The following is a 26,724-nucleotide window of genomic DNA, read 5'->3' as shown; positions in this document are numbered from 1 at the left end:
ATTTAGAAAACGAGGAAGAATATTATGGCATATTACATTCATGCAGCAAAATTCTTTTTAAAGAATACAACTGAAACGAATGGTTACTTGGAAATTACCGATGACGGCAAGTTTGGTTCATATTATCCAGAATCAGCAAAGCCGGCTGGCAAAATCGTTGAATACGGCGACAAGTGGGTTGCCCCTGGATTGTTTGATACGCATATTCATGGTCTTCTTGGTCATGATGTTACTGATGGAGACTGGGATGCAATCAATGAAATGTCAGAAGGGCTGTTAAAAGCCGGGGTTACTTCATGGCTGCCAACAACGGTTACAGCTTCATTTGATCAATTGAATAATGTATGTAAGGCAATTGGCGATCATCAAGGTCAAGAAACGGGTGCCAAAATTCGTGGAATTCACTTTGAAGGCCCATACTTCACGGAAGAACATAAGGGAGCTCAAGATCCGAAGTATTTACGTGACCCAGACATTGATGAGTTCCACAAGTGGCAAGATTCCGCACATGGATTATTGAACAAGATTTCAATTGCGCCTGAACGGAAGGGAGCCGCAGAATTTACCCGTCAAGCAGTTAAAGAAGGTGTTGTGGTTTCGATCGGTCACAGTTCAGCAACGTATGAACAAGCAAAGCGATGTATTGAAGCCGGCGCATCAATGTTTACGCACACATACAACGGAATGAACGAATTCGGTCACCGTGATCCTGGAATGGTCGGTGCTGCTTACACGATGGATGATACAACATGCGAAATCATCTGTGACGGCCACCACAATGCACCAGCTGCTGTTCGGGTATTGATCGATCAAAAGACGCCGGACAACGTTGCGTTGGTTACCGATTGCATGCGGGCCGGCTTAATGCCTGATGGCGACTACATGCTTGGTGAACTTGAAGTTTACGTTAAGGACGATATGGCACGGTTAAAGGTTGGCAATAACCTTGCCGGAAGCATTCTTCTGTTAAAGGATGCCTTGAAGAACGTTGTTGACTGGAACATTGTAACGCCAGAAGAAGCCGTTCGGATGGGCTCATTAGTTCCTGCTAAGAGCATGCACATGGAAAATAAGGTTGGCTCAATTGTTCCAGGTGCCGATGCGGACTTCTTGATTCTGAATCCGGATATGACTTTAAGTGAAACATACTTGGATGGAAAGTCACGGTATCAGGCTTAATTGAGTTTAGAAATGAAAAGAGGTTGTGACGCAAGTCACAACCTCTTTGCTATACTGCATAATCGGGTTTCAAAACAAACGAGCTACGACGCGAAGCTAGTGAAAGACGCAAACCTCTGAATCTATGCTGACGCGATTCATTCGCTTTTCTGCTTCCGCCACGCTCGTTTTTAACGTTTTGTCACATCTAATTTTGTTGTCAATCAACATTAATGTTGACGAGCAACAAAAATAATTAGATAATACTTTTGGAAATTAATTTGGGAGGTAATTAAATGACAAAAGTATTGGTAATCAAGGCGCATCCGCATGCTGAGGATAGTATTTCAATCAGTGTCGCTGACTATTTCATTAAGAAGTACCGGGAACTTCATCCCGATGATGAGATCATTACGCATGATTTATATGCCGAAAAAGTCCCGCCGTTAAATGACACGACAATGAAAGCGTGGAAGCACCAACGAAACGGTCAACCATTATCTGATGAAGAACAGCAGGTAATTGCGGCGCATAATCAATGGTTAAACGAGTTTTTAGAAGCTGATAAGTATGTGTTTGTCAACCCAATGTATAACTTCTTTTTGCCGGCAGAAATGAAGCAGTATGTTGATATTATTGCAGTTCCACGGAAGACATTCAAATATACTGAAAAAGGTCCGGTTGGTTTGCTTGAAAATAAGAAGGCCTTGCATATTCAAACGGCCGGAAGTGTTTATCATGGAACACCACTTGAAAAATTTGATTTTGGTGGGACCTATCTTAAATTAGCGTTGAAATTGTTTGGTGTGGACGACTTTACTGATCTTTATATTGAAGGGGTTGATCAGTTTCGTGATCGGCGTGATACAATTAAAGAAAAAGCAATGCAGGATGCTGCAAAGATCGCGGAGAAGTTTTAATCAATGAATAATAAAATCAATCAAATTACAATTTTAATTTCCCAAATTCAAAATGCACATAACAGTGAATTAACGGTTGCCCAAGAATGGATGCTTGAGCACGTTAAGGATCCGGAACTAAAGAAGAAGGTTCCAAAACTTTCAGTTGTGGCATATCATATTTTGGATACGTTAAGCCAGCATCAAGAGCTTACCGGAATTAAAATTGCTCAAGAGCTGGGAGTTACCCGTGGCGGAATTACCCGGGCGGCTCGCAAAATGCAGGATGAAAAATTGATTGTTGCTGTGCGGCATGAAGACAATAAGAAGAACATTTACTATCAACTGACCCCCGAAGGCCAAAAGATTGCCAACTTACATGCTGAAATGCACCAAGAACTTTACCGCCAGCTTCAGGAAAAAATTTCGACTGATTTTACCAGTGATGAGCTCGATTCGATCATTCGTTTTTTGAGTTACATCAAGGATCATGTGATGTAAGAAAGATTGAATACAACGTTGAGATTATCTAAATTGTATTTCAAGAAATTATTTATTACGCAAATGCTCTTAAAGATAGTCCGTACCAAAAGTAAATAATCTTATGAGAAATCTGGTTTCATGCGGATTTCTCTTTTTTTATAAGGAGTTCCATAAGTTTTTTAATTATTATTAAAGAATAAAATAAAATAATTCTATCAAAATTTGGGCGTAAATGTTTTCATTTATTTATCTGATTTGGTAAAATAATAGTCGTTGAAAGTTTTAAGCAATTAAAACTTTTTCTAAGGATTTTCCTTAAATAATTTATGAGGTGATATAGATGGCTAACACAAGAACATCAAGAAAAATTGCTATCGTCGGTGTCGGCGGTGTAGGTATGGGTTGTGCATACTCAATCTTAAACCAAGGTCTCGTTGATGAAATGGTATTAATCGACGTTGCCGGTGACAAGGCTGACGGTGAAGCTCGTGACTTAATGGACGGTGTTACATACGCACCAGAAAACTGCAAAGTTTACCATGGTGACTACTCAGATTGTAAAGATGCCCAAATGGTTATCATTACAGCTGGTATCAACCAAAAACCAGGTCAATCACGTTTGGAATTAGTTGGTACAAACGCAAAGATCATGCGTTCAATCGTTAAGGAAGTTATGGGTTCAGGCTTCGATGGCAACTTAGTTATCGTTTCAAACCCTGTTGACGTATTGACATATGTTGCATGGGATGAATCAGGCTTACCACAAAACCGTGTTATCGGTACAGGTACATCACTTGACTCAACTCGTTTACGGATGCAATTATCAAACAAGACAGGTGTTGACGCACACGACATCTCAGCATACATCGTTGGTGAACACGGTGACTCAGAACAACCATTATGGTCACAAGCTACAATCGGTGGCAAGCCATTAATGGACTGGATCGAAGACGGCGACGAAGGTGTTATCAAGAAAGATGAACTTGAAGACATCCGTAAGACAGTTCGTGACGCTGCTTACTACATCATTGATCGTAAGAAGATCACAAACTGGGGTATCGGTTTGAGTACAGCTCGTCTTGTTCGTGCAATCTTAGAAAACGAACACGCAATCTTGACAACATCAGCATACTTCAACGGTGAATACGGTTTGAAGGACATCTATACAGGTATCCCAGCAATCGTTGGCGAAAACGGTGTAGAACGCATTGTTGAAATGCACATCACAGACGAAGAAATGGCCGGCTTACACAAGTCAGCTTCAGAACTTAAAGAAGTTCTTGACTCAGTTCGTGAAAAATAATCTAATTGAAAGTTAGACAATTAAGTCTGTTGGGTGATTGTCGCCTGACAGGCTTTTTGTGTTTTAAGAGGTTAAAATGAAATATCCTGAAGAATTAGTAGAACGGGTAAAGCAGCGGGCAGCTGGTTATCGGCTTGAAGGTTTTTTGTCCGGTCAAGGGAAAATCAATCCGCCATTGATGATTGTTGGTGAAGCCCCCGGAAGAAAGGAAATTACGGCGCATATACCGTTTTCTGGGCAGTCTGGTCAGGAATTAATGAAGTCATTAGCGATTACCGGACTGACGCGGGATGATGTTTACATTACAAGTGTTGTTCGCAGCCGTCCATACTCGGTCAAAAAAGTTAAGAATAAAAAGACTGGCGAAATTGAAACCAAAACGCCGAACCGGACACCAACGAAAAAAGAAGTGTTAGCCTATGCCCCGCTTTTTGATTGGGAACTGGAACAGGTTGATCCGAAAGTCATCGTAACGGTTGGCAATACGAGTTTGCGGCGTATTTTGGGACCGAAATTTAGTGTTGGAACCCATCATGGTCAAGTATTCCGCCAGCCAATCCAGCAGTTAAATGCAACGGGAGACGGCTATATTTTATCTGATCGGGAATATACGGTGATTTCAACGTTCCATCCCGCAGCAGTTTTTTATAACCGAAAATTAGCCCCTGAAATTGAAAAGGACTGGCACTTGATCGATCAGGTATTAAAAAAACGCCAATCCGTCGCAAATCAAGACTAAAAGAATTAAGAGGCCCCACTGAAAAATTGAAATCGAATCGTGATAAGTTTCGGTGCGGGGATAATCGTTGGAAAATCCTTGAAGCGTCATCGCAACGGCAAGGTTATCTGACCAATTCAAACAACTGACAATAATTTTTAAATAAAGCATCGGATTCCACCAATTCAGCGTTTGATTATGCATATTGGCGGCAATCCGAATTTTTTTGATTTGCGCTTTTACATTTTGGACCATTCCCACAGCAGCAAGAATCCCGTAAACAAATGTATTTGAAAGATGAAAATGCTGATGCAGGCTTAAAAGGACTGTTTTCAAGGAATAGCACAGGGTAACAAGTGCTCCCAGTGAAAAATAGGTATAGATCCGGGTGGCATACAACCAGGCACTTGTAAATGAGTGACTAAATGAAACAAATGATAGCCAGCTTCCAAGGGCAAACGGAAACGCGATCAAAAGGGCAATTCCAATTTTTTTAAATGAAACGCGACAAACCGAAAGATATAGTAAACACCCAATGAAGACAACAACGTTTAACCAAATTTTCGAAGCAAACGTCAAAATTAACCCGAGAGCGAGCATTAGTAAAACGGCGATTGTTGGGTTCAGCCGGGGCTTAGCGGTCGATTTCATTTAGGGTTCCTCCCTTCGATAAAAGCTGAAGTTGTGCATTATGAATTTCAAGAACATAGTCATAATGTTCAAACGATTGAAATTGATGATCGATGATCAAGATTCCACATCCGAGCTGCTTAAGGGTTTCGATTAGTTTCCATGCAAGCGCAACGGAGGCGTGGTCAAGGCCGGTTAAAATTTCGTCAAGCAAAATTACAGGACTGCTGATGATTGCTAAGATCAGAAGCTGGACTTTCTTTTGCTGGCCGCCGGAAATAAAATATGGGCTTTCACTAAGGACATCTTGCAAGTTAAGTCTTTGAACCCACGAACTAATTTGCGCATCTGTCCAAAAATCCGGGTGATGCGAAGCTTGTTGTGCACTTTGAAGTTCTTCGCGCACCGTTGTTTTGATAAATTGATCTTCGCTATTTTGGAAACCAAGGGTAATGTGCTGGATCCATTTCCGGACGCTGACCCGTTGTTCATTTTGCTGATCAAAGTCAATTTGGCCGGAATATGGGTGCTGCTTGGTAAGGACCTTCAAAAGGGTCGACTTGCCGCTCCCATTTTTGCCAGCCAATAGTCCAACCATTCCTTGAGGTAACTTAAAGGTACTTTCAGCAACGAGTGGTCGCCCGGACTGATTAAACGTTAATTCTTGCCATTGGAGCCGGGACGATGTTGAAGGTGGCAAAACGGCGGTTACACGTGAAACAGCCTGCAAATCTTGAAACTGGGGACTGAATGATTGTAATTTTTGCGCAGTAACGCTGAGCCAGTTATCAGCTAAATCTTGATAATATTGCAATTGATGATCCGTCACAATGATTGCAGTGTTAGTTTTTTTGCTTTTTAACATGTGGATAAGCCGAAGCTGGTGGTCGCGGTCCAGGTTCGCAAACGGTTCATCCAAAAGCAGATATTCAGGATCAAGACTGAGGATCATCGCAAGTGCCATCTGTTGCAATTCGCCACCGGAAAGCGTCGTTACCGGCTGGTCAACAAGGGCTTCCAAAGAATTTTCACTAATGATTTGATGGATAATTTTGGGAATTTGGTCCGTTGGTGTTTGAAGATTTTCAAGCATAAAGGTCAGCTGTTCCCGTCCGGTTTTAAACGTAAAAAAGTGGCGGGTATTTTGCGGAAGGTATGCGAGATGCTGAACCCGTGCCGCCGGCACAATTAAACTCACATCTTGATGATTCAGTTGAACTTTTCCAGACGAAGGTGCAAGAATTCCTGCCAGTAGTTGAAGCAGAGTTGACTTGCCGCTGCCGTTTTGACTAGCAATGACCGTTAACCCGGTGGATGGAAAATGGTAGGTAGTATTTTCCAGCAAGGATGACTGCGTTGGATATGCAAAAGTCAGGTTTTGAATTTCAAGGTCCATTATGCAGCCACCACCTTTGTCTTAATAAGTAATTTTTGAATTGCCGCGACCGTGATCCCAGCAAAAATTCCGATTGAAATGAAGCGTAAAAGTAACAGAGTAATCAACATATGCAGTGGATAATGCAGATACCCGCTTTGAAAAAGATCCCACCCGAAAGTGATCAGGGTTGCCGTAATTGTGGATAAAAATAATCCGCGGTTGTCAAAATGATGGTATCCAGTAAGGGCAAAGCCGCATTCCGATCCGAGCCCCTGGATCAGCCCTGAAATGATTGTGGCAACGCCCCAACTTGAAAAAATAAACATCTCTAAAATTGCAGCCAGCAGCTCGCCGATTAAGCACGCGTTGCGTTTCTTTAATAGCAGCGCAGAAACCGGACCGGCCATCAGCCAGACTCCAAGCGTTAAATCGTTAGCATATGGCTTTAACGGCGTTGCTGCCAGCAGATAATAAACGTAATTCCATCCTTGATAGATTAAGCCAAAGAAAATCGCGATCAGCGAAAGCAGGATCACGTCATGAACTGTCCAATATTGTTTATGGGGATTAACTGTGGGTAACTGCATAAGATTCACTTCATTTCTTTGATATAATTTAATTATACCGGATAATGGCAGGTGAAATCACAATGGAGCTTGATAATTATGTGGAACAAGTGCAGGCAATTCGCCAAAATTGTCTTAAACTGACCCCGGTTGTGGAAAAATGTGATCAAATTTTAGCAACAATTAACGCTTATCAACAGCAGCGGCTACCCGAAGTTGAATTAACCGCATTGGAACTTTCAACGGATTTGATTTTCGATAATTTGATTGAATATCCGCAATTGATGGATGTTTCACCGCAATTTGAGAATTTAAGACAGGTAATGATTGAAAATTTTGGAATTTGGCATATTTGCAATCAGTTGTGGATCAATGATCTGCAAGCTTTTTGCGGATTGGATTCGCACAATTTGGAGATCATGGCGGGCAACGCCGTGATCAGTGCAAACTTGAAAAATACGATTGCGACGGATAACCTTGATTGGCAAGGGCAGGATAATGATCGGCCGTGCCCGTGGACAGCGGTGGAAAAGTTGGATGCTGCCGCTGCGGTTCGCCAATATTATTCACATGTGGATAATATCATTATGGCCTGGGCGCCGGATAGTGGGGATGTTGATTGGCAAATTTTGCAATTTTTGCGCCAAAATCACTTTCAAGGGAATCTGATTGTGATTGGTGAACGCAATGGCGCAACCAATTCGGCAAAGTTTTGGCAAAATGCGCGGTTGCAGCTGATCGATCAGCTTAATCAGCATCATCGCCCGTTTGATTTTATTAATGATCAGGTTTGGCTTGTAAAATAAAAAAGACGCGGAAATTTTCCGCGTCTTTTTAACGTAGTTTAATTGATCAATTAGCCGATGATATCGAAGTTTTCAACAAAGTTTTCAAAGTCAGCTGCGGTGTAACCGTAACGAACCATGAAGACTAATAAGTGACCAAGAATTGTATCGCAATCGAAATCTTTTAAATCAGCTGCTTCAAGTGAACTGCCGTCTTCCTTATTCAATTCGTAGTAAGCAACTTCTTCAAATGAGTATACGCCAGTGTTGAACATATCGTAGAAATCAAGATCACGTTTACCGTTGAAGCCGTAATTTTCTTCCGTCAAGACTTGAACGTTACCGTCTTTGGCTGCAAAAATCCGTGGCATTTGAACCTTGTCGTCTTCTTTTTCAACGGGGAAGAGGTTCCGCAACGTTGAAGTTTTGATCAATCCTTCATCTTCTTTGCTGATTTCAGCAGGCAATGCCTTAACTGCTTCTTGGAATTGGGTTAGTTTTTCTTTGAATGCAAGAAATGTTGGGTTGTCTTCATAAGCTTCAGTTGAGAAGTACATGCCGTATTCAGCGTTGTATTTTGCAGGAAAGTCCTTGGCACCTAAAAGGGCGTTATCATCTGTCCAAAGTAATTTCCGTTCCATGATCTGACTGAATTCTGGACGGTTGTGTTCGATTTCACGGACCATTGTTCCAAAATGACCGATCAAGTTGACAACCATTTTATTAAAATTATCTGATGTTAACGTGTTATCGATAAAGTCTTTGACTAACATCAAGTGATCCTCCTTCGAAGTTTTATATCTCTATTCTATGATAATTTTGAAATTTTGGAAAATATAAATTTAAAGAAAAATAAGAATATTTAATGAAATTCAACATAAATTTTTCGTTTAGTTAAATTTTTTGTTAAAATAGGAAAGTACACTAGGTTATTTGACAGTCATCGAAGATTTAAATGATGATTGGATACCACAGAATAGGAGAAAGATGCTATATGAAGATCTTAGTTGTTGATGATGATAAAGATATTGTCGAATTGATGAGCATTTACATTACAAATGAGGGGTACGATGTAGAGAAAGCTTACAACGGCAAAGAAGCAATTACAAAGCTCAATACAAATCCTGATATTGGACTGATGATCTTAGATATTATGATGCCGCAAATGGATGGTTTAGCTGTCTTGCGTGAAGTCCGGAAAGATTCACAAATTCCAGTCTTAATGCTTTCAGCTAAAACCGACGATCTTGATAAAATTCAAGGATTGATCCAAGGGGCCGATGATTATGTCACGAAGCCATTTAATCCATTAGAAGTAATGGCCCGGGTCAAGTCGTTGCTCCGGCGGTCACAACATGATGTTCGCAATGAAGAACCAGATCAAATTGAAATTGGGCCGCTTATTATCAAAAAGGATTCACATGAAGTGATGACTTCAACCGGCAAACCAATTCAACTAACAGCACTTGAATTTGGAATTTTGTACTTGCTTGCTAGTCATCCCAACCGGGTCTTTTCTGCTGATGAGATCTTTGAACGCGTATGGCAGCAAGAATCAGTTGTTTCAGCAAAAACGGTTATGGTTCATGTGAGTCACTTGCGGGATAAGATCGAAGAAGCAACAAACGGTGAGAAAGTTATTCAAACAGTATGGGGTGTAGGTTATAAAATTGAAACACATTAGAAATAGGGAGCGCGAAGAAGGCGAACAACAATGAAGTTGAAAATGACCTCCAAGGAAAAACGGGAACTTCTTTTGGAGATTTTGTTTACCCTTGTCCTGTTGTTGGCAGCTGATTTCGCAATTTATATTTTATTGAATGAATGGACGCGACATATTCCCGGAGTTGCCAGTGGAATTTTTGATATCAAAATGTCGCTTACATTGGGACCGAATACCGTTAAATTCGGTAACTGGGGATTGCTTTTTGTGTTCATTGCAACTGTTTTTGACAGTTTTATTCTGTATTGGCGGATCGTCCACCAATACCGTCAAATTCAGCTTTATCACGTGATTTCTGAGTTGCATTATATTGCGTCAGGTCATTTTGACCACCGGATTCCATTTGTGCTTAACGGATCAATGCAGCGGGTAGTTGAAAGCATTAATGCTTTGGTTGATAGCACCGTTGAGTCAATGAAAGAGGAACGGCGAATTGAGAAATCAAAGGATGAGCTGATCACGAATGTCAGTCATGATATTCGGACACCATTGACTTCAATTATTGGATATTTAGGACTGATCGAAAATAAACAGTATCAGTCAGAAGAAGATTTGATCAAGTTTGCCCACATTGCATTTGTCAAATCAAACCAAATGAAGTCGCTGGTTAATGATCTATTTGAATATACAAAGGTCCGTCAGGCTGATACGCCGTTGAATTTAATGACGGTCTCTTTGATGTCGCTTTTTGAACAGCTCGAAGCAAGTTTTGAACTGGAAGCCAAAGAAAAAGGCATGGCGATTTCAACCAAAATGCCGGATGGTGATCTAAAACTTGAAGCCGATCCGGAAAAGTTTGCCCGGATTGTCAATAATTTGATCACCAATGCGTTGAAGTATGGCAAGGGCGGGAAGAACATTTATCTTTCGGCCCGGCGAATGAGTGATGATGAAATTGAGGTTCAAGTTTCAAATGATGGCGAACCGATTCCGCATGATTCATTGCCGCAAGTTTTCGAACGCTTTTATCGGGTCGAAAAATCGCGTAATCAAAAGACCGGCGGAACTGGATTAGGATTAGCGATTACCCAGCGCATTGTTGAACTGCATCATGGAACGATCAAGGTTGAATCAAATAATCACCTGACAACCTTTGTCATGCGGTTCCCGGTTGAACAACCGTCAAAAGAGGAAAAAGTTGAAGAACTTGACTAGTATTGGAGATTAAGAAATGCATTTAATGGAGAGAATACAGAAAGTTTTAATTGGATTGGTAACGGCAGTAACGGTGTTTGCTGTGGGCGGAGCAGCGGCAGTTCAAGCTGCAAGCTCTTCGGCAATGACAAGGACAAGTTCAGCAACAACTGCTTCATCGAAGACCAAGACTGCTCAGCAGACGCAGGGCTTGCATTTGGACGTTAAGTCAGCGATTGCAATCGATGAGAAAACGGGGCAGATTTTGTATCAGCAAAACGCTGACCAATCAGTTCCAGTTGCTTCATTGTCAAAGTTATTGACACTGTACATCGTTATCCAAGCCGTTCAAGATGGAAAACTTTCATGGAATCAAATGGTTAAGCCATCGAATAATGTCTGCGCTGTCAGTCAGGATACTTCTTTGAGCAATGTTCCGCTTGAACAAGGCAAACAGTATTCAGTAAAAAATCTTTACCAGGCAACTTTGATCTATTCAGCTAACGGGGCAGCGATGGCCCTTGCCCAAGCAGTTGCCGGCAGCCAAAAAAAATTCGTTAACATGATGCGGCAAGAAGCCAAGAAACTTGGAATCAATGACGCGCAAATTTATACCTGCAACGGATTAACGAATAAATTGATGAAGAGTGATGCTTATCCGGGAGTTTCACCGAATGCCGAAAACAAGTTTTCAGCCAAGGATATGGCATTGATTTCAATGAAACTTTTGCAAGAATATCCAGAAATCGTCAAGACTTCAAGTGTGAAGGAAATGAGCTTTAATACTGGCAATCAGCAAGTCCAAATGAAGAACTGGAACTGGATGCTTCCAGGCGGTCAATGTTCATACACCTTACTACCAGTTGATGGGCTTAAGACCGGGACATCCGATGCTGCGGGAGCTTGCTTCGTTGGAACAACGAATAAAGACGGTCACCGGATCATTACGGTTGTTTTAGGCGCATCACACAAAAACGACTCTGACCCGGCCCGGTTTGTTCAGACTCAAAAACTAATGTCGTACATTTATCATACATACAATTACGTAACCTTGAAGAAGGGCCAAAAGACAGCCGCTTTACCTGTATATTATGGAAAACAGGTCAATGTGAAAATTGCGAATGCATCGGCTGAAGGTCTCTGGTTAAAGAAGGGGACGAAAGCTAACAATGTCGCAGTCAAGGTTAACGTGAAGAAGAGCCTGCTTAACAAGAAAGGCAATGCGCTTGCCGCTCCATTATCGAACCATGAAACGGTTGGGACGATGAAGTTTACGGTTGATGGGCAAAACCTTGAAACTGTAAACGGAACGAAGTGCGCGGTTAATGCCCAAACAACGGCCGCCATTAAAAAGGCGAATATCTTTGAGATTGCATGGCGGTGGGTAACCAACCTCTTTTAGTCATGAGTTATTAAGTGCGGATATTGTTCGAAGTATGTTATACTCAAAATATAGGTACTTTTTTATAAATGGAGGTATATTGTGACTAAAGAACAACCACGCTGGTTGGAAGTACTCAAAGTAGCACTTCCGCTTTGCCTAAGTTACATTCCAATCGGTCTTGCATGTGGAGTCCTTCTGCATGCAGCTGGTTTTAATACGATCTTGACGGGCTTAGCGTCAATGCTCGTTTTCTCAGGTGGGGCGCAGTTCTTGATTGCGTCGATGTTAACTGCAAATGCTCCAATGCATACGATTTTATTCATGTTATTCTTCCTTGAATTGCGGTATGCATTGTTAGGGTCAAGTTTGTCACAATATGTTCAAGGAACAAGTAAGAAATTTATTTACTTCTTTGCAATTTCGTTGAACGACGAAAACTATGCGGTTAACTATTTGAAGTTTGCAACTGATAAAGAGTGGTCACCGAATGATGCGATGATGGTTGAACACTATTCTCTTTTATCATGGACGGTTGCAAATGTAATCGGCAGTTTAGTTGGTGGAATGTTACCGAAGATCAACTTGGAAATTGTTGATTTTGCGTTAACATCGTTATTCTTGTACATGATTGTGATGCAGATTCGGAATAAACTCACGATTTTGATCAGTGCTTTTTCAGCTGTTTTGGCAGTCATTTTTATGTGCTTGCTTAAGAGTACGATGGGGCTGGTTGTTGCAACCATCATTGCCTCATTGACAGGGTTTGCGATTGAAAATTACTTACGCAAACATGGTCGTGAGAAAGGGTTCTTGTTGAAGAACATCAAGCCGAATAAGCAGTGATTTTAGGTAGGAGAGTTTGCTATGCATATGTCGAGTACAGATCATTTTATTTTGATCATCTTATCAATGTTGGTTGCGTTAGGACCACGACTGTTGCCAATGAAATTTTTTACAACACGGAAAATCCCGGAATGGTTCAATGAATGGATGAAATATGTTCCGGTTTCGCTGTTTACCGCATTAGTCGTGAAGGATATTTTCATTAATACATCGCACTATACGTTTATCGGATTTGGTCACTTGGCCAAATTGCTTGCAGCGGTCATTGTAATGGTTGTTGCATATAAATCACGGTCAATGGGGCTTTCAGTTGTGTTAGGACTCGCAGCGGTTGCCTTATTGTCAATGGTAATTCCAGGATAATTACATACTAAAAGTTAAGGGTCACTGAATGATTGAAGAGGTCAGATTCAATAAATTCAGTGACTTTTGTTGTATAATTGAGATAGATTTTAAATAGAAAGGTTTAATCGCGATGCAATATTTAAAGGAAAAAATTAAGACATCATATGAAGATGCAGAATTAACAGGATATGTTTTAGATAATTCACCAGAAATTGATGAAAATCGGGTTCGGCCAGCAGTTATTATCTGTCCCGGCGGCGGTTACAAGATGGTTTCTGAACGCGAAGGGGAACCAATTGCCGTAAAACTTTTAGGAATGGGTGCTCAAGCATTCGTGTTGAACTATTCATGCATGCCAGTTCATCATCCAGCTCAATTAGCTCAATTAGCAACGGCCGTTAAAATGGTGCGGGACAACGCCGCTCAATGGCATGTTGATCCAAATAAGATCATTGTGATGGGAACATCTGCTGGTGGTCACTTAGCAGGAATGCTCGCAACAATGTGGAACTCACAAACAATTAAAGACCTTGGATTCGATCCGGAAGATGTTAAACCAAATGGCTTGATTATGGGTTATTCAGTTGTTACAGCTGATCAACAATTTGGCCACCAAGGTTCATTTGATCACTTGTTAGGTGAAGACGCAACGCCAGAAGAACGCGAAAAGTTATCTCTTCAAAAGCATGTTTCAAAGGATACTCCAATGGCATTTATTTGGACAACAACTGAAGATACCACGGTTCCAATGGAAAACAGCTTAATGATGGTTGAAGCTTTGCGGAAGAACGGCGTTAACTTTGAATTCCACGTCTTTCCACACGGTCAACACGGTCACAGTTTAGCAACCAAGGAAACAGCTAACAAAGACGCTCAAATCGTTCCAACGTTGCAAGTTTGGCCAGAATTATTGGAAACATGGCTTCACGAAAACTTTTAATTTAAAGTGAGGAATTTGAATTGCGAAAAAAAGTTCTGATTGGATTAGGGGTTATTCTTCTTGCGATTGTTTTCATCGGCTTCGGGTTTACGAAAAACGTTGAAGTCCAAAAGGAATATGAACAAGCAATGGAACGGGGAATGACCCAAACAAAAAAATGCGAGTATCAGGCTGCAAAGATCAGCTTTCAAAATGCAGCTAAGCGGAAGCAAGATGACCCGCAAGCCGAGCGCAATATTAAACAGCTTGATTTGTATATGAAAGCTAAAACTGCCCTGAATCAGCAAAACTATGATCAGGCCAAAAAGTTTTTTGATCAGGCTGCTGATGCAGATCATGGATTAAACGTTTTAGTTCGACGTTCCAGTGCATATGCGACTGAAATTGAAGAAGCTCAAAGTCAGCTAGCTTCATTTGAAAAAATATATGATGAAGCGGTTGAATGCAATGAAGAAGGGAACTATGCTAAATCAAATACGCTCTTGACTTCAATTCTGAAATATCACGGGATTAAAGAACAGTATTATGATTCGATCTATGCGAAAGCTAAACATTTAAAACATGAAAATGATCAGTTTCTTATGCCAGCGTATCCATTAAAATCAGAACATAAATAAAATGGTTGTGAATCATCACAACCATTTTTGTTTACTTAATTATTGAAAGTGCCGGCCTTCAGAATTGGCGGCATCAACTTTTTTCTTGAAAAACTTGATCCAAACCATTACGGCGAATTCCCAAACTGCTCCGGCTAACAACAAACTGCCGAATGTATCAGTTGGATAGTGAACTCGTAAGTAGATTCGTGAAAGCATAATGAAAACTACCCAGATAACTGCTAGTACTCGAATCAACGTCTGCGTTGTATGATTCTTGATCCGGGGAACAATCAGTGTAAGTAAAAGAAGGACGAATAATGTTGTCCCAAAAACGTGACCGCTTGGAAAACTATAGCCGTGTGCAGGAGCAAGCCGTTGTGCAAGCGCTGGACGCGGCCGGGCAGCGATGTGTTTGAAGACCCATGCGAGACCATTTCCGATGATCAAGGTTCCGAATCCCCAGATTGCAGCGGCGTATTCGCGTTTGAAAAAGACAAATGCCAATACTAAGCACGCAAGGATCAACGAAACAACTGGCGAACCAAAATTAGTGAGAATACTTATTAAAACCGTTAAATGTTCATTAGTGAATGAAAAAACAATTGACTGAACAATATGATCGATCCCATGGACAATTGGACTGTTTAATTTGACCAATAAAAGGAGAATCAAAAAGATGATCGCATAGACCGTTGCTAAAATCGGTCGATTTTTGTTTTCTTTCAGGTCCAAGAAGTTTCACCTCAATTAATAATAAAATTACATTTAATATCTTACCATTATCTCGCAGGATTTTTGTTAATTAAAGTTGTTTTTTTATGATTTTTTAAATTATGATAAAAATAATCAAATCAAAGGACAGAGGAAATGCAATATCTTATTTATAAAACTGATTCAAAAAAGGAAACTGCTGGAAATGTCTTGCGGCAAAATGGAATTAGTGGAAGAACGTTAAAGAAAATTCGGCAAGGTGCAGGACGGATCCTTAATGGAGAAAAGGTGATCACCGAACGCACGAAGCTCAACGGTCAAGCAACCCTGATTTTGGATTTGAAACCGGAACAACCGGATCCGAATGTTGCTCAAAGTACGTTACCGATTGAAATTATTGCAGAGGACCAATATTTTTTAGCACTTAATAAGGATGCACAAACGACAAGCGTTCCCGGACCGGCGAATTCAACAACAACATTAGCTAATCGGGCGTTGGGGTATGCGCAGCAGCAGTCACAATCGTATGTTCCGCATATTCTGACGCGGCTAGATTTTGATACTAGTGGAGTGGTTCTATTTGCCAAAAGTAATTTTATTCAAAGCATGGTCCAGGATCAAATCACTAATCATACGATGAAAAAGGAATACCTTGCAGTTGTAAGCGGCGAGCTTCCGGATGAACATGGAATGATCGATCTTCCTTTAAAAAAAGAAAGTTATGAAAGTGCGCGGCGAATCGTTGCTCCGGATGGGAAGCCTTCGCAAACTGAATACTGGGTTCAGGAACGCTTTAAGAACGCGACGATGATCAGGGTTCGGTTGCATACCGGACGGACACATCAAATTCGCGCTCACTTTGCCCATCTTGGATTTCCGTTGATCGGGGATGAGCTTTATGGCGGACCAACGCAATTAATTCACCGGCAAATGCTACACGCGGCCCATTTAGAATTGGTCAATCCGTTTACTGGTCAGCCTGAAAGCTTTAATGCTTCATTGCCGGATGACTTTCAGGACGCATTGACTCATTTACGAAAAAATCAGGCTTAATTGGGGCTTTAAATTAAGCCCGTTTCTGATATAATGAATGCGAATTAAAAAAATGAGGTGAAATCAATGACACCTAAAAAAGAAGACTATTTAAAAATTATCTTTGAACTAGGCGGTCGGAAAAAGAAAGTCTCAAACAAGCAGATTTCAATGAGTTTGAATGTTGCAGCCGGATCAGTAACAGAAATGGTGCGTAAGTTGGTGAAAGAGGGGTTAGTTCACCATGAACCTTACGGGGGAATTTCATTAACTGCGAACGGGGTGCAGATTGCCGAAGAGTTGATTCGGCGGCATCGTTTGTGGGAAACCTTTTTGGTTACAAAATTGAACTATTCATTGCAGGATGTTCATGAAGATGCTGAAGTGCTTGAACACGCAACGAGCGGGAATTTAATGGATCATCTGGATGAGTTTTTAGGTCATCCGCAACGCTGCCCGCACGGCGGCGTTATTCCGGATAAAAATGGCGATTATGAAGAAGATAGCCATGATATTTTGATGGATGTTTCGGATGGCTCAACCGTTGAAGTTGATCGTTTTATTGACAATCATGATTTATTGACATACTTAGCAGGGGTTAAATTAAAATTGGGTGAACGGATCAAGGTTTTAGCTCACAAGCCATTTGAAGGACCGATTGAGATCGAAGTGGAAGAGACCGGTGAAAAAATGGGAATCGGCTATAAGGCGGCCCACTATATTTTTGTTAAATAAAAATGAATTAAACTCCGAATGAGGCATTGACGACGGTCATGCCTCATCGTTTTATTCTGCAGAAAGTAACGAGGTGAAAAGGATGGAGGATGCAAATTTAATTATCGATACGGTCTTATTGGCTGGCAAGATCATGATCGAAAATGGAGCAGATATGGCCCGGGTCGATGATACTTTACAGCGGATCGCGCGGAATGCTGGAATTCAAAGTCCGCGAATTTTCGAAACAACAACGGGAATCATGATGTCGATTCAGGGCGGTGAAAATTCGCAGGTCGAATCGATCGACAAACGGCGGATCGACCTTGAACGGATTTCGCGGGTCAACGATGCTTCCCGAGCATTTCAAGCGAAAAAATTAACGTTGCAGCAAATGTACGACCGATTGGTGATTCTCGATAAGTCAACCCCTGATTTTCGCCCTGTTTTGAAAGTGATTGCGGCAGCCTTAATTGGCGGAACGTTGGAAGTTGTTTATGGCGGCCGGTGGTCAGATATGTTGTTGACGATGGGAATTGCTGCTTTAGGATATACCAGTTATGTGATTTTAAACCGGTTCTTTAGAACGGAATTTGCCAGTGAATTCATTGCGGCAATGGTAATTGGAATTTGTGGAATCAGCGCCGTCAAGGCTCATTGGGGAATGAATATGGGAATGATCATTACTGGTGGAATCATGCCGTTGGTTCCAGGAGTGTTGCTAACGAATGCCGTGCGCGATCTGCTTGCTGGTCATATTTTAAGCGGCGCATCCCGAATGATTGAAGGATTGATCACTGCATGCGCGCTTGGAATGGGAATTGCATTGGTTTTGCGGTTTAGTTAGGAGGTTGGTTGAATGAATATTTTACCGATTACGGGTGATGGCCTACTTATTCATTTTCTTTTTAGCTACATTGCAACGATGGGGTTTGGGATTTTGATCAACATTCCGCATAATGCGCTGTTGGGATGCGGGGCCGTCGGCAGTTTAGGCTGGATGACATATATTTTGATTTTTCACGCCCATTTAGGAACGATGCTTGCTAATTTAAGCGGGGCGTTAGTTGTCGGCCTGGGAGCAGCCATTATGGCGCGTGCAAAAAAAATGCCGATGATTTTATTCAACGTTCCGGGAATGGTGCCCCTGGTTCCAGGAAGCCAATCGTATAAAGCAATTTATAACTTTGCATTTGGAAGAAACAGCATTGCCTTGCATTACCTTGTACAAGTTGCTATGATTGCAGGCGCGATTGCAATGGGCTTTTTCCTTGCCGAAATGATTACCCGCATGTATTACCGAATTAAAGGGTCAGTAAAGAATAAGGCAGTTTAAGAAAGCAAAAAAGGTTGCGGCTTAAGCCGCAACCTTTTTAATATTGTCCTTGATATTGAGGTGTTTGATATGTTTGGTATGTTTGTCCGGTCGAAGTAGTCGCATCATTCGAATTTCCGGTCCCTTCAAGCTGATTTGGCGATTCAAGGTCAGTGCCTTTCAAAGTATCACCGGTTTCGGCATGCGGTAAATCAAGTGCTTTCCGCAAGACATCCGTAATTTCCTGTTTGTTTTTCCGGCTTGCAACTTCAAAATCAGCTTCACCGATTACCTGAGTTGTTCCTTGAAGGTGGGTTGATTTCATGTGGTGAGTTGCTACCCGGTATTTCATGTTCAAGGAGACCATGTTGTTAAAGGACAAGTCAGTGCGTAACTGTTTCGATAACGAATTCAAGAAGTCATCGTTTAACAAACTGGTTAATTGAACTCCCTTAAACGCCAAGGCCATGATAACTTGTCGTTGCCGGTTTTGGCGTCCGTAATCCCCTAATGGATCTTGATCACGCATCCGGCAGTATTGTAAGGCTTCAGTCCCATTCATGTGGGTCTTTTTACCTTTTACAAAATTGTATCCGGCAAACGAAAACGACAGCAACGGTTTAATGTCAACGCCGCCGACGGCATTGATCAATCCTTCCAAACCGCCCATGTTGATCGTAGCGTAAAAATCGATCGGAACGTTGAGGTATTTTTGAACGGTTTTGACCGCCGTTGCTGAACCGCCGTAAGCATATGCCGAGTTTAATTTACTTGGATAGTACTGTTCATAACCGTTGATTGCAACCAGGGCGTCGCGCGGCAGACTAACAAGGGTCATGGTTTTATCTTTCGGGTTTAAAACGCAAACCATCATTGTATCAGTCCGTCCCTTAAACGACCGTCCAAGCGCTCCGGTATCGGTTCCCATCAGCAGAATTGAAATCGGTTTGCCTTCTTTAAGTAACCGATCAACATCGCGCTGTTTCTTAACGCTGTTCGGGGCATAAACGGAATCGGCCGCTTTTCGGGCATTTAAGTAGTGTTCGTGTAGCACATGCCCACCAATTCCGAGTACAATTACTAAGATCAGTAAAATCCAAAAGAAAATTGTTTTTTTGCGTGATTTTCTTCGGGGACGCGAAATCATTTCTTCGCGCTCCAACTCATCAGGTTGGTTTTCAAATTCTTCATGTTGTGAGCGATGTAAACTCATAAGGGTTCCTCCCTCATAAAAAAATAAGGTCGCATTTAACGACCTTGAATGATTGCAAAGTCAAAATAATCTACTAGAATCAATTTGACCTCATTATATCATGAATATTGATTTTAATGGTCAGCATGGCCAAGGAAGAAACTAATCAGTAAGATTACTAAAACGGCGGTGGTTACGATCGTATACAACTTATCGTGTTCCTTAAAGAACGTGTAGATCGAAGTTGCAACCCGCAATGCGGGGGTCAAGATTAATAAGAAGATTCCGCCCATCATAATTGCATATGGTTTTAACTGAATAATTCCTTGGCAAATCGCCGTTAATGTTGTTGGAAATGTTCCACCAGGGTATCCAGTTGAGTGTTTAACTACCATTAAAATGTAGCCAATCAGCATTACGACTGCAGCGGTTGCAACGCCGACTCGCATGATCTTCCCGATAATGATTTCCATGTGGTTCATTTCTTCTTGGGTTCTTTTATCCATTTTCATCTTAAATCGTCACCCCAAACGCTTTGAATGCCATTTGTAATCCTAAGTATGCCAAAATTGGAACGAAGATGATCCGCAACCATCTTGAAGGCATGTGTTGCATGATTCGGCTTCCGAGAGCGGCACCGACAATGATTCCCAGTGACAATGGAACCGCGATATCTGGCCGAATTGAGCCGTTAAAGAAATAGATCGTTGCACTTGCAGCGGCGGTAACGCCCATCATTAAGTTACTTGTTGCACTTGATGGCTTTAACGGCATCTTCATTACATTATCAAGAGCCATGACTTTAAAGGCTCCTGAACCGATTCCGAGCAGACCGGATGCAAGACCGGCACCGAACATGATCGTCATCCCACCAGGAACATTTTCAACTTCATAATCGACTTGTTTGTGGAGGTTCTTGTCATAATATGAGTTATTCAGTTTTAATTTTTCAGCCAGTTTGTCTGGCGTTGCCCGGTGAAGGACCTCTTTTCCAGAACGTAATTTACGAACCATGTTCCAGCTTGCAAATAAAAGCAGGCATCCGAATAAGAAGTAAAGGATCGCCGGATTGAAGACCCCGGTTAAAAGGGCCCCAACAATGGCTCCAACACTGGTAGCAAGTTCAAGGAACATTGCGACCCGTAAATTCAACACATCATCTTTCAAAAACGCAATGGTTGAACCTGAACTCGTTGCAATTACGGCAATGATACTTGCCCCGATCGCATACTTGATTGGAAGGCCCATTCCTAAAGTAATAATTGGTGTGATGATCATTCCCCCACCAATTCCTAAAATTGCTCCCATGGTCCCGGCAGAAAGACCAATCAGCAACATTAAAAATGCTGTATGCATAATTAAATTCCTTCTCTCATTTTGTTTCCTTTTAAATCCTAACATTAAACTTTCATAAAGAAAAATATTTATTTGTTGTGATAGATATGCAAAAATTGTATATGATAATAGAGAGTAATTATTTTAGGGAGTTAAATTATGAATTTAAAACAATTGGAGTATTTTATTGCAGTTGCCGAGGAAAAGCAGGTTACAGCCGCAGCTAAACGGCTTAACATTGCGCAACCACCGTTGAGTTATCAACTGAAACAGCTGGAAAAGGAACTCGGAGTTCAGCTGCTTAAACGAACGGCGCATGGAGTTCAGCTGACCCCGGCTGGAAGTACGCTGGCTGAATATGCGAAGCAAATCGTTGATTTAACCAAGATCACGGAGTATAAAGTCAAAAATATCGACCAGGGATTTTTAGGAACGCTTCGAATCGGAGCAACGTCAACTAGCGGTGGCGTTTTACCAAATGACCAGGCCGCAGAGCTTATCAAAGCATACCCGGGGGTTAAGTTTGAGTTAAGCGAAGGTAATACCTATCAGTTACTGGATCTTTTAAATAAGAATTTGATCGATGTGGCGGTTTTGCGAACTCCATTTAACCGGGAAGGCCTTCAAGTGCGGATGTTTCCGGCTGAACCGATGATGGCGATCATTCCAGAACGCTTATTGACAACTGATTTAGTGAAACGGAAAAGCATTTCGATTGAAAAATTGAGCACCTTACCGCTGATCGTCTATCGCCGGTTTAAGATCATTATCAAAGATTCCTTTGAACATCGGGGACTGCAACCGACTTTTGCGCTTGAATGCGACGATGCCCGGACTGGAATTCGGTGGGCTGAAAGGGAAATCGGAGTCGCCTTGGTTCCCGCAACGTGTGCTCAACGGTATGCGACTTCGCAAGTGAAACTGATTCCTGTTCGACATGAAGCATGGCAAACAAACCTTGCCCTTGTGTGGAAGACTGATCAGCAGCTATCGCCGGTTTTAGCAAAATTTATAAATTGTTACAAAAATGATACCATTAAGAATAAAGAGAAAGGATGATCACATCAATGACGTATTATTGTGAAAAGTGCGGTCACAAGCTCGATGAAAATGAACGGCGCTGTGCCTTTTGCGGGGCGGTTCAAAAACGGTTTTCCGATCAGGATTATGAAACGAAAAAATGTAAAAAGTGCGGTAAAGATATTTATGTCAATGCTAACTTTTGTCCGTATTGCGGAACTGACCAAGCAATTTTAAACCTAAATGAAGACCTTAAACGCGACGATGCCGATCAAAAGGCAACGTCAAATTCAAATTCGAATTTAACTTCTGAACAAAAACTTGCTCAAGGATTAATGAATACGAACTTTGATGATCAGGATTCGCTGAATAATTTTATGAAGCAGATGCAAGATGCCGGAATCAAGGTCCGGGTCATCAAGCCAGAAGAAAAAAATGAAACCGGTAAGCCAGGATTGATTGCTTCAACGAAGCTGTTTTTCCGGGACATGTTCAAAGTTAATAAGCGGCTTGGAGTCAATGACTTCTGGTGGGGCTTTTTCGGTTTCTTCCTGATTTGTATGGTTGCTGCCATGTTATTATCTGAATTGCTACCATTTTTTAAGATTCCAATGACAATGAAGACGATGTTCAAGCTTTCAGCTGGCGTTTCAGTCGTTTTTCGTCTCGGGGTCTTGACCGCGATCATTCGACGGTTGCATGATATCCAAATGCCAGCGTGGTTTGTAATTTTGTGGTTTATTCCGATCGCTCAATTTTTCATTTGGTTTATTTGCATGATGGGGCCGCGATTGGATAACAACCCATATACGTTTAATGTCGAAGATTGGAAAAAACGGCAAAATAAATTTTAAAAAAGAGTAAATTAGACTTGATTTAATAAGAATTAAAAGCGATAATAATTACATCGAAGAGAGGTCGCACTGCTTATCAGTAGCCTTCATGAATTGCTAAAGCAATGATGATTGAAGGTGAAAGGAATCGGTGCCGAAGTGATTGATTGCTTTAGAAGTCAACCGCTGGGGTCTAGCTTAAGAGGCTAGGAACTGTCGCAGTGAAAACATTGCGGAGCGCTATCGAAAGTCTATTATTATGATATTTTTTAATTTTAAATTTAAAAATTTTAGTCTTAGTAGAACTTCAACGCGCATGCTTCGGACTGCGCGTTTTTATTTTGCTTTGTAGTGATTGAATCTGTGCTCTTTGACCGGATATATATTAGGAGGTTAAAGTTATGGCAGAGGAAAATCAAGTTAAGCGATCATTAAAGACTCGTCATTTGTCGATGATCGCGTTAGGTGGAAGTATTGGAACCGGGTTATTTGTTGCGAGTGGATCGGCAATTTCACAAGCAGGACCTGGTGGAGCAATCGTTGCCTATATCGGAATCGGGGTCATGGTATATTTCTTAATGACTTCATTGGGTGAAATGGCAACGTACCTTCCCGTTTCGGGATCATTTGCAACGTACTCGCGGCGCTTTGTTGATCCCGCATTAGGGTTCGCAATGGGCTGGAATTATTGGTTTAACTGGGCAATCACGGTCGCAGTCGATGTTTCAACGTGTGCGCTGGTTTTGAAGTTCTGGTTCCCCCACGTTCCGGGATGGGTCTTTAGTTTATTTGCCCTGTTGCTTGTATTTTTGATCAATGCGATATCGGTTAAGTCGTTTGGGGAAACGGAATACTGGTTATCGTTGATCAAGATCTTAACGGTTGTTATTTTCCTTGCAGTTGGGGTCTTAACGATTTTCGGGATCCTTGGCGGCAAGGCAACGTATTTACACAACTTTACATATAGGAAAGCTCCATTCGTTGGTGGAATTCCAGCAGTTTTGAGCGTTTTCGTTGTTGCTGGATTCTCATTCCAAGGAACTGAATTAGTTGGGGTAACGGCCGGTGAATCAGAAAATCCGGCAGAAAGTGTTCCAAAAGCAATTAAGCAAGTCTTTTGGCGGATCTTGTTGTTCTATATCTTATCAATTTTTGTAATTGCGGCAATTATTCCATATACAAGTAAGTATTTGCTTGGTTCAAGTGCTTCGGATATTGCAATCAGTCCGTTTACATTGGTCTTCAAGCGTGCCGGATTAGCCGCCGCTGCCAGCGTAATGAATGCGGTTATTTTGACATCCGTGTTATCATCTGCCAACTCCGGAATGTATGCTTCAACGCGGATGTTATATTCAATGGCTCAGGATGGGGATGCTCCAAAGATTTTTGCCAAGGTCAATAAGCGTGGAGTCCCAATGGCTGCATTGCTTGGAACAGCTTTTGTTGGCTTGTTAACATTCCTGACAAGTATTTTTGGAAATCAAATTTATCAATGGTTGGTTGCTGCCAGTGGATTGACCGGCTTTATTGCATGGGTTGGAATTGCAATTTCACATTACCGGTTCCGGCGGGCATATGTTGCTCAAGGACGCGATGTCAATGATTTAGTTTATAAGGCAAAGTGGTTCCCGTTTGGACCAATTCTCGCATTAATAATGTGTATTCTTGTGATTATCGGTCAAGATTTACAAGCTGTCGCTCATTTTGATTGGAAGGCAATGCTTGTAACGTATATGTCAGTTCCATTGTTCTTGATTTTATTCTTCTATTACAAGATCAAGCATCATACGCACATGATTCCGCTTGAAGAGGTTGATTTAACAACGCCGGATATCAAGCAGGATTTTGATGAGGAAGATGACACCTTGGTTGAAGATCACTAGACTTGATTAATTATAGGTAAAAGGTTAAAATGAATTTGAAATAATTAAAACGTCATGGATCGCCATAAGTAGGTACACAGAGAAGCGGTGGGTGGTGTGAACCGTTACCGAAACTCCAGCTTTCTAAACGACGGGCAGGCAATGCTGCACGGGAGACCGTTATTAAGTTGAGTGTGTTATTTTGCATGCATTTGGAAAATAACAAAGTTGGGTGGTACCGCGAATAAGTCTTTCGTCCCATAGGTGGATGAAAGGCTTATTTTTTAATTATTTTAGAAAAATTATCGGAGGAAGTTAAAATGTTAGATATTCGCCAAATTCGGAAAAATCCTGATGAATACAAGAAACGTTTAGGAACTCGGGGAGTTGAACCTGAAAAAATTGATGCTTTGTTGGAAAAAGATAAAGAACGGCGTGACTTACTAGTTGAAGCTGAAAACTTAAAGAAACAACGGAATGATGTTTCAGCTGAAATTGCAAAGGCTAAGCGGAACAAAGAAGATGCAACTGCTCAAATTGAAAAAATGCGGGAAGTTGGAACTCGAATCAAAGCTTTAGATGAAGATTTGGATCGGGTTGAAGCTGAAGAACAAGACATTGCATCACGGTTACCAAACTTGCCAAATCCAACGGTTCCAGTTGGCTTGACTGAAGCAGAAAGCGTTGAATTATATAAGGTTGGAAAACCAACTGAATTCGATTTTGAACCGAAGAATCACTGGGATATCGGCGAAGATCTTGGAATTTTAGATTTCGAACGGGCTGCTAAGGTTTCAGGTGCCCGGTTTGTTTACTATTTAGGAGCCGGGGCAAAGTTGGAACGGGCCGTTTACAACTTTATGCTTGATGAACATGCTAAGGAAGGATTCACGGAAGTTCTGCCACCATACATTGTGAATGCTGCTTCAATGTATGGAACAAGTCAATTCCCGAAATTTAAGGAAGATGTTTACCAAGTTAATGGGGAAGATATGACGTTAATTCCAACAGCAGAAGTTCCACTGACGAACTACTACCGGGATGAAGTCATTCCGACTGAAAAGCTTCCAGTCTACTTAACAGCGTTAACTCCATGCTTCCGTTCAGAAGCCGGAAGCGCTGGCCGGGATACTCGGGGATTAATTCGGATGCACCAATTCAATAAGGTTGAAATGGTTAAGTTTACGAAACCGGAAGATTCATATGATGAATTAGAAAAGATGACTAAGTGTGCAACTAACATTTTGGATAAATTGGGATTGCCATATCATGTAATTACTTTATCATCAGGTGACATGAGTTTTAGTGCTGCGATGACGCATGATATTGAAGTTTGGATGCCTGCGCAAAATAAATACCGTGAAATTTCAAGCTGTTCAAACTGTGAAGACTTCCAGGCACGCCGGTCACACATTCAATACCGTGATGAAAATGGTAAATTACAATTCGTTCATACATTAAACGGTTCTGGATTAGCTGTCGGACGGACCGTAGCTGCAATTCTTGAAAATTATCAAAACGAAGACGGCAGTGTAACGATTCCAGAAGTTTTGCGTCCATACATGCATGGAATGGAAAAGATCACTTTAGAAAACAACAAATAATTGACGTTTACTTAAAAGGTTGAGCTGGTGGCTCAACCTTTTTTTATTTAAGAAAAAGTTATCAAAATTTAAAAAAAGTGATTGACGAAAAGAAAGGAAGCTAGTAATATAATAAATGTTCGCAAGAGATGAATGATTTGATAATTTATTTTAATGAAGATGGTTGACATCGATTTATTAAATTGATATTATTAAACAGTTGTCTTTTGACAAAAGTT

Annotated in this window: 29 protein-coding genes and 1 riboswitch; of the genes, 21 read left to right on the top strand and 8 right to left on the bottom strand. The window is 41.3% G+C overall.

Annotated elements, in window-relative coordinates:
* Window positions 1-24 precede the first annotated feature (24 nt).
* The 5 genes from nagA (at window position 25) to Q3C15_RS05440 (ending at window position 4,582) form a co-directional block, all read left to right on the top strand.
* Window positions 25-1,179, top strand: a complete 1,155-nt coding sequence (gene nagA / locus Q3C15_RS05460; RefSeq protein ID WP_302704585.1) for an N-acetylglucosamine-6-phosphate deacetylase — start codon at window positions 25-27, stop codon at window positions 1,177-1,179.
* Window positions 1,180-1,454: 275 nt separating this feature from the next.
* Window positions 1,455-2,078: an FMN-dependent NADH-azoreductase gene (locus Q3C15_RS05455; protein WP_278852573.1), complete on the top strand. Its 624-nt coding sequence runs from the start codon at window positions 1,455-1,457 to the stop codon at window positions 2,076-2,078.
* Between the two features lie 3 nt (window positions 2,079-2,081).
* The gene (locus Q3C15_RS05450; protein ID WP_064214642.1) at window positions 2,082-2,558 is read left to right on the top strand and encodes a MarR family winged helix-turn-helix transcriptional regulator; all 477 of its coding nucleotides are present in this window, start codon (window positions 2,082-2,084) and stop codon (window positions 2,556-2,558) included.
* 322 nt (window positions 2,559-2,880) lie between these two features.
* Complete coding sequence (locus Q3C15_RS05445) at window positions 2,881-3,843, top strand: L-lactate dehydrogenase (RefSeq protein ID WP_064212583.1); 963 nt, start codon at window positions 2,881-2,883, stop codon at window positions 3,841-3,843.
* Between the two features lie 76 nt (window positions 3,844-3,919).
* A complete protein-coding gene (locus Q3C15_RS05440; RefSeq protein WP_302704584.1) occupies window positions 3,920-4,582 on the top strand; it encodes a uracil-DNA glycosylase in 663 nt (220 codons plus the stop codon).
* On the opposite strand, the gene Q3C15_RS05435 is transcribed toward Q3C15_RS05440, so the two are convergent.
* The 3 genes from Q3C15_RS05435 to Q3C15_RS05425 are packed head-to-tail and all read right to left on the bottom strand — an operon-like array spanning window position 4,547 to window position 7,156.
* Window positions 4,547-5,212 carry an energy-coupling factor transporter transmembrane protein EcfT gene (locus Q3C15_RS05435; protein WP_302704583.1) on the bottom strand — a complete coding sequence of 222 codons (666 nt, stop codon included), beginning with the start codon at window positions 5,210-5,212 and terminating at the stop codon, window positions 4,547-4,549. The two genes, Q3C15_RS05440 and Q3C15_RS05435, sit on opposite strands and share 36 nt — an antisense overlap.
* Window positions 5,196-6,587, bottom strand: coding sequence for an ATP-binding cassette domain-containing protein (locus tag Q3C15_RS05430; RefSeq protein ID WP_302704582.1), 1,392 nt, complete (start codon window positions 6,585-6,587; stop codon window positions 5,196-5,198). Before Q3C15_RS05430 ends, Q3C15_RS05435 begins: the two co-directional genes overlap by 17 nt.
* Complete coding sequence (locus Q3C15_RS05425) at window positions 6,587-7,156, bottom strand: ECF transporter S component (protein WP_204779298.1); 570 nt, start codon at window positions 7,154-7,156, stop codon at window positions 6,587-6,589. The genes Q3C15_RS05430 and Q3C15_RS05425 overlap by 1 nt, the downstream gene beginning before the upstream one ends.
* 62 nt (window positions 7,157-7,218) lie before the next feature.
* Between Q3C15_RS05425 and Q3C15_RS05420 the strand changes: the two genes are divergently transcribed.
* Window positions 7,219-7,941, top strand: a complete 723-nt coding sequence (locus Q3C15_RS05420) for an SAM-dependent methyltransferase (RefSeq protein WP_283599689.1) — start codon at window positions 7,219-7,221, stop codon at window positions 7,939-7,941.
* 50 nt (window positions 7,942-7,991) lie between these two features.
* Here Q3C15_RS05420 and Q3C15_RS05415 read toward each other — a convergent pair whose 3' ends face one another.
* Window positions 7,992-8,693: a hypothetical protein gene (locus Q3C15_RS05415; protein WP_278852584.1), complete on the bottom strand. Its 702-nt coding sequence runs from the start codon at window positions 8,691-8,693 to the stop codon at window positions 7,992-7,994.
* Window positions 8,694-8,914: 221 nt separating this feature from the next.
* Between Q3C15_RS05415 and Q3C15_RS05410 the strand changes: the two genes are divergently transcribed.
* The 7 genes from Q3C15_RS05410 (at window position 8,915) to Q3C15_RS05380 (ending at window position 14,906) form a co-directional block, all read left to right on the top strand.
* Window positions 8,915-9,604 (top strand): response regulator transcription factor, encoded by a 690-nt coding sequence (locus Q3C15_RS05410; protein ID WP_278852586.1) that lies wholly within the window; start codon window positions 8,915-8,917, stop codon window positions 9,602-9,604.
* A 30-nt stretch (window positions 9,605-9,634) separates the two neighbouring features.
* Window positions 9,635-10,798, top strand: a complete 1,164-nt coding sequence (locus Q3C15_RS05405) for a cell wall metabolism sensor histidine kinase WalK (protein ID WP_302704581.1) — start codon at window positions 9,635-9,637, stop codon at window positions 10,796-10,798.
* A 16-nt stretch (window positions 10,799-10,814) separates the two neighbouring features.
* Window positions 10,815-12,179: a D-alanyl-D-alanine carboxypeptidase family protein gene (locus Q3C15_RS05400; RefSeq protein ID WP_302704580.1), complete on the top strand. Its 1,365-nt coding sequence runs from the start codon at window positions 10,815-10,817 to the stop codon at window positions 12,177-12,179.
* A gap of 81 nt (window positions 12,180-12,260) precedes the next feature.
* Window positions 12,261-13,004 (top strand): AzlC family ABC transporter permease, encoded by a 744-nt coding sequence (locus Q3C15_RS05395; RefSeq protein WP_057827282.1) that lies wholly within the window; start codon window positions 12,261-12,263, stop codon window positions 13,002-13,004.
* A 21-nt stretch (window positions 13,005-13,025) separates the two neighbouring features.
* On the top strand, window positions 13,026-13,367 hold the full coding sequence (locus tag Q3C15_RS05390) for an AzlD domain-containing protein (RefSeq protein ID WP_086427346.1): 342 nt from the start codon (window positions 13,026-13,028) through the stop codon (window positions 13,365-13,367).
* A gap of 112 nt (window positions 13,368-13,479) precedes the next feature.
* The gene (locus tag Q3C15_RS05385) at window positions 13,480-14,289 is read left to right on the top strand and encodes an alpha/beta hydrolase (RefSeq protein WP_057827283.1); all 810 of its coding nucleotides are present in this window, start codon (window positions 13,480-13,482) and stop codon (window positions 14,287-14,289) included.
* Window positions 14,290-14,309: 20 nt separating this feature from the next.
* A complete protein-coding gene (locus tag Q3C15_RS05380; protein WP_204779303.1) occupies window positions 14,310-14,906 on the top strand; it encodes a hypothetical protein in 597 nt (198 codons plus the stop codon).
* Window positions 14,907-14,945: 39 nt separating this feature from the next.
* On the opposite strand, the gene Q3C15_RS05375 is transcribed toward Q3C15_RS05380, so the two are convergent.
* Entirely contained in the window at window positions 14,946-15,620 is a 675-nt protein-coding gene (locus Q3C15_RS05375) for a phosphatase PAP2 family protein (RefSeq protein WP_302704579.1), read from the bottom strand.
* A 135-nt stretch (window positions 15,621-15,755) separates the two neighbouring features.
* Here Q3C15_RS05375 and Q3C15_RS05370 point away from each other — a divergent pair, with 135 nt between their 5' ends.
* From Q3C15_RS05370 to Q3C15_RS05355, 4 genes are all read left to right on the top strand, one after another.
* On the top strand, window positions 15,756-16,652 hold the full coding sequence (locus tag Q3C15_RS05370) for an RluA family pseudouridine synthase (protein WP_204779305.1): 897 nt from the start codon (window positions 15,756-15,758) through the stop codon (window positions 16,650-16,652).
* Between the two features lie 66 nt (window positions 16,653-16,718).
* Window positions 16,719-17,366: a metal-dependent transcriptional regulator gene (locus Q3C15_RS05365; protein ID WP_204779306.1), complete on the top strand. Its 648-nt coding sequence runs from the start codon at window positions 16,719-16,721 to the stop codon at window positions 17,364-17,366.
* Window positions 17,367-17,448: 82 nt separating this feature from the next.
* Window positions 17,449-18,192 carry a threonine/serine exporter family protein gene (locus Q3C15_RS05360; protein WP_204779307.1) on the top strand — a complete coding sequence of 248 codons (744 nt, stop codon included), beginning with the start codon at window positions 17,449-17,451 and terminating at the stop codon, window positions 18,190-18,192.
* A gap of 12 nt (window positions 18,193-18,204) precedes the next feature.
* Window positions 18,205-18,681 (top strand): threonine/serine exporter family protein, encoded by a 477-nt coding sequence (locus tag Q3C15_RS05355; protein ID WP_204779308.1) that lies wholly within the window; start codon window positions 18,205-18,207, stop codon window positions 18,679-18,681.
* A gap of 37 nt (window positions 18,682-18,718) precedes the next feature.
* Here the strand turns inward: Q3C15_RS05355 and Q3C15_RS05350 are convergent, their stop codons facing one another.
* The 3 genes from Q3C15_RS05350 to Q3C15_RS05340 form a co-directional block, all read right to left on the bottom strand.
* Window positions 18,719-19,807, bottom strand: a complete 1,089-nt coding sequence (locus tag Q3C15_RS05350) for an LCP family protein (protein WP_302704600.1) — start codon at window positions 19,805-19,807, stop codon at window positions 18,719-18,721.
* 179 nt (window positions 19,808-19,986) lie between these two features.
* Window positions 19,987-20,358, bottom strand: a complete 372-nt coding sequence (locus Q3C15_RS05345; protein ID WP_057827296.1) for a DUF1634 domain-containing protein — start codon at window positions 20,356-20,358, stop codon at window positions 19,987-19,989.
* A 7-nt stretch (window positions 20,359-20,365) separates the two neighbouring features.
* The gene (locus Q3C15_RS05340) at window positions 20,366-21,211 is read right to left on the bottom strand and encodes a sulfite exporter TauE/SafE family protein (RefSeq protein WP_302704599.1); all 846 of its coding nucleotides are present in this window, start codon (window positions 21,209-21,211) and stop codon (window positions 20,366-20,368) included.
* Between the two features lie 135 nt (window positions 21,212-21,346).
* Here Q3C15_RS05340 and Q3C15_RS05335 point away from each other — a divergent pair, with 135 nt between their 5' ends.
* The 4 genes from Q3C15_RS05335 to serS all read left to right on the top strand — a co-directional run bounded on the left by Q3C15_RS05335 (window position 21,347) and on the right by serS (window position 26,506).
* A complete protein-coding gene (locus Q3C15_RS05335; protein WP_289554728.1) occupies window positions 21,347-22,246 on the top strand; it encodes a LysR family transcriptional regulator in 900 nt (299 codons plus the stop codon).
* An 8-nt stretch (window positions 22,247-22,254) separates the two neighbouring features.
* The gene (locus Q3C15_RS05330) at window positions 22,255-23,061 is read left to right on the top strand and encodes a zinc-ribbon domain-containing protein (protein WP_162257616.1); all 807 of its coding nucleotides are present in this window, start codon (window positions 22,255-22,257) and stop codon (window positions 23,059-23,061) included.
* 50 nt (window positions 23,062-23,111) lie between these two features.
* A riboswitch (Lysine riboswitch) is annotated at window positions 23,112-23,291 on the top strand.
* A gap of 150 nt (window positions 23,292-23,441) precedes the next feature.
* Window positions 23,442-24,923, top strand: a complete 1,482-nt coding sequence (locus Q3C15_RS05325) for an amino acid permease (RefSeq protein ID WP_302704578.1) — start codon at window positions 23,442-23,444, stop codon at window positions 24,921-24,923.
* A 299-nt stretch (window positions 24,924-25,222) separates the two neighbouring features.
* On the top strand, window positions 25,223-26,506 hold the full coding sequence (serS, locus tag Q3C15_RS05320; protein WP_302704577.1) for a serine--tRNA ligase: 1,284 nt from the start codon (window positions 25,223-25,225) through the stop codon (window positions 26,504-26,506).
* Window positions 26,507-26,724 lie beyond the last annotated feature (218 nt).

The sequence above is a fragment of the Ligilactobacillus sp. 110_WCHN genome (assembly GCF_030518115.1).
In the GTDB taxonomy this organism is placed as follows: Bacteria; Bacillota; Bacilli; order Lactobacillales; family Lactobacillaceae; genus Ligilactobacillus; species Ligilactobacillus aviarius_C.
The sequence above is the reverse complement of the archived record's forward strand: the minus strand, read 5'-3'. Positions and strand labels throughout refer to the sequence as shown.

Bases quoted from the DNA above. Each gene is read 5' to 3' on its own strand.
- Q3C15_RS05370 (WP_204779305.1), top strand. From the start codon at position 15,756: ATGCAATATCTTATTTATAAAACTGATTCAAAAAAGGAAACTGCTGGA.
- Q3C15_RS05405 (WP_302704581.1), top strand. From the start codon at position 9,635: ATGAAGTTGAAAATGACCTCCAAGGAAAAACGGGAACTTCTTTTGGAG.
- Q3C15_RS05445 (WP_064212583.1), top strand. From the start codon at position 2,881: ATGGCTAACACAAGAACATCAAGAAAAATTGCTATCGTCGGTGTCGGC.
- Q3C15_RS05415 (WP_278852584.1), bottom strand. From the start codon at position 8,693: ATGTTAGTCAAAGACTTTATCGATAACACGTTAACATCAGATAATTTT.
- Q3C15_RS05345 (WP_057827296.1), bottom strand. From the start codon at position 20,358: ATGGATAAAAGAACCCAAGAAGAAATGAACCACATGGAAATCATTATC.
- Q3C15_RS05440 (WP_302704584.1), top strand. From the start codon at position 3,920: ATGAAATATCCTGAAGAATTAGTAGAACGGGTAAAGCAGCGGGCAGCT.
- Q3C15_RS05360 (WP_204779307.1), top strand. From the start codon at position 17,449: ATGGAGGATGCAAATTTAATTATCGATACGGTCTTATTGGCTGGCAAG.
- Q3C15_RS05420 (WP_283599689.1), top strand. From the start codon at position 7,219: ATGGAGCTTGATAATTATGTGGAACAAGTGCAGGCAATTCGCCAAAAT.
- Q3C15_RS05385 (WP_057827283.1), top strand. From the start codon at position 13,480: ATGCAATATTTAAAGGAAAAAATTAAGACATCATATGAAGATGCAGAA.
- Q3C15_RS05410 (WP_278852586.1), top strand. From the start codon at position 8,915: ATGAAGATCTTAGTTGTTGATGATGATAAAGATATTGTCGAATTGATG.
- Q3C15_RS05425 (WP_204779298.1), bottom strand. From the start codon at position 7,156: ATGCAGTTACCCACAGTTAATCCCCATAAACAATATTGGACAGTTCAT.
- Q3C15_RS05450 (WP_064214642.1), top strand. From the start codon at position 2,082: ATGAATAATAAAATCAATCAAATTACAATTTTAATTTCCCAAATTCAA.
- Q3C15_RS05430 (WP_302704582.1), bottom strand. From the start codon at position 6,587: ATGGACCTTGAAATTCAAAACCTGACTTTTGCATATCCAACGCAGTCA.
- Q3C15_RS05350 (WP_302704600.1), bottom strand. From the start codon at position 19,807: ATGATTTCGCGTCCCCGAAGAAAATCACGCAAAAAAACAATTTTCTTT.
- Q3C15_RS05435 (WP_302704583.1), bottom strand. From the start codon at position 5,212: ATGAAATCGACCGCTAAGCCCCGGCTGAACCCAACAATCGCCGTTTTA.
- Q3C15_RS05455 (WP_278852573.1), top strand. From the start codon at position 1,455: ATGACAAAAGTATTGGTAATCAAGGCGCATCCGCATGCTGAGGATAGT.
- Q3C15_RS05325 (WP_302704578.1), top strand. From the start codon at position 23,442: ATGGCAGAGGAAAATCAAGTTAAGCGATCATTAAAGACTCGTCATTTG.
- Q3C15_RS05335 (WP_289554728.1), top strand. From the start codon at position 21,347: ATGAATTTAAAACAATTGGAGTATTTTATTGCAGTTGCCGAGGAAAAG.
- Q3C15_RS05330 (WP_162257616.1), top strand. From the start codon at position 22,255: ATGACGTATTATTGTGAAAAGTGCGGTCACAAGCTCGATGAAAATGAA.
- serS (WP_302704577.1), top strand. From the start codon at position 25,223: ATGTTAGATATTCGCCAAATTCGGAAAAATCCTGATGAATACAAGAAA.
- Q3C15_RS05365 (WP_204779306.1), top strand. From the start codon at position 16,719: ATGACACCTAAAAAAGAAGACTATTTAAAAATTATCTTTGAACTAGGC.
- Q3C15_RS05390 (WP_086427346.1), top strand. From the start codon at position 13,026: ATGCATATGTCGAGTACAGATCATTTTATTTTGATCATCTTATCAATG.
- nagA (WP_302704585.1), top strand. From the start codon at position 25: ATGGCATATTACATTCATGCAGCAAAATTCTTTTTAAAGAATACAACT.
- Q3C15_RS05400 (WP_302704580.1), top strand. From the start codon at position 10,815: ATGCATTTAATGGAGAGAATACAGAAAGTTTTAATTGGATTGGTAACG.
- Q3C15_RS05355 (WP_204779308.1), top strand. From the start codon at position 18,205: ATGAATATTTTACCGATTACGGGTGATGGCCTACTTATTCATTTTCTT.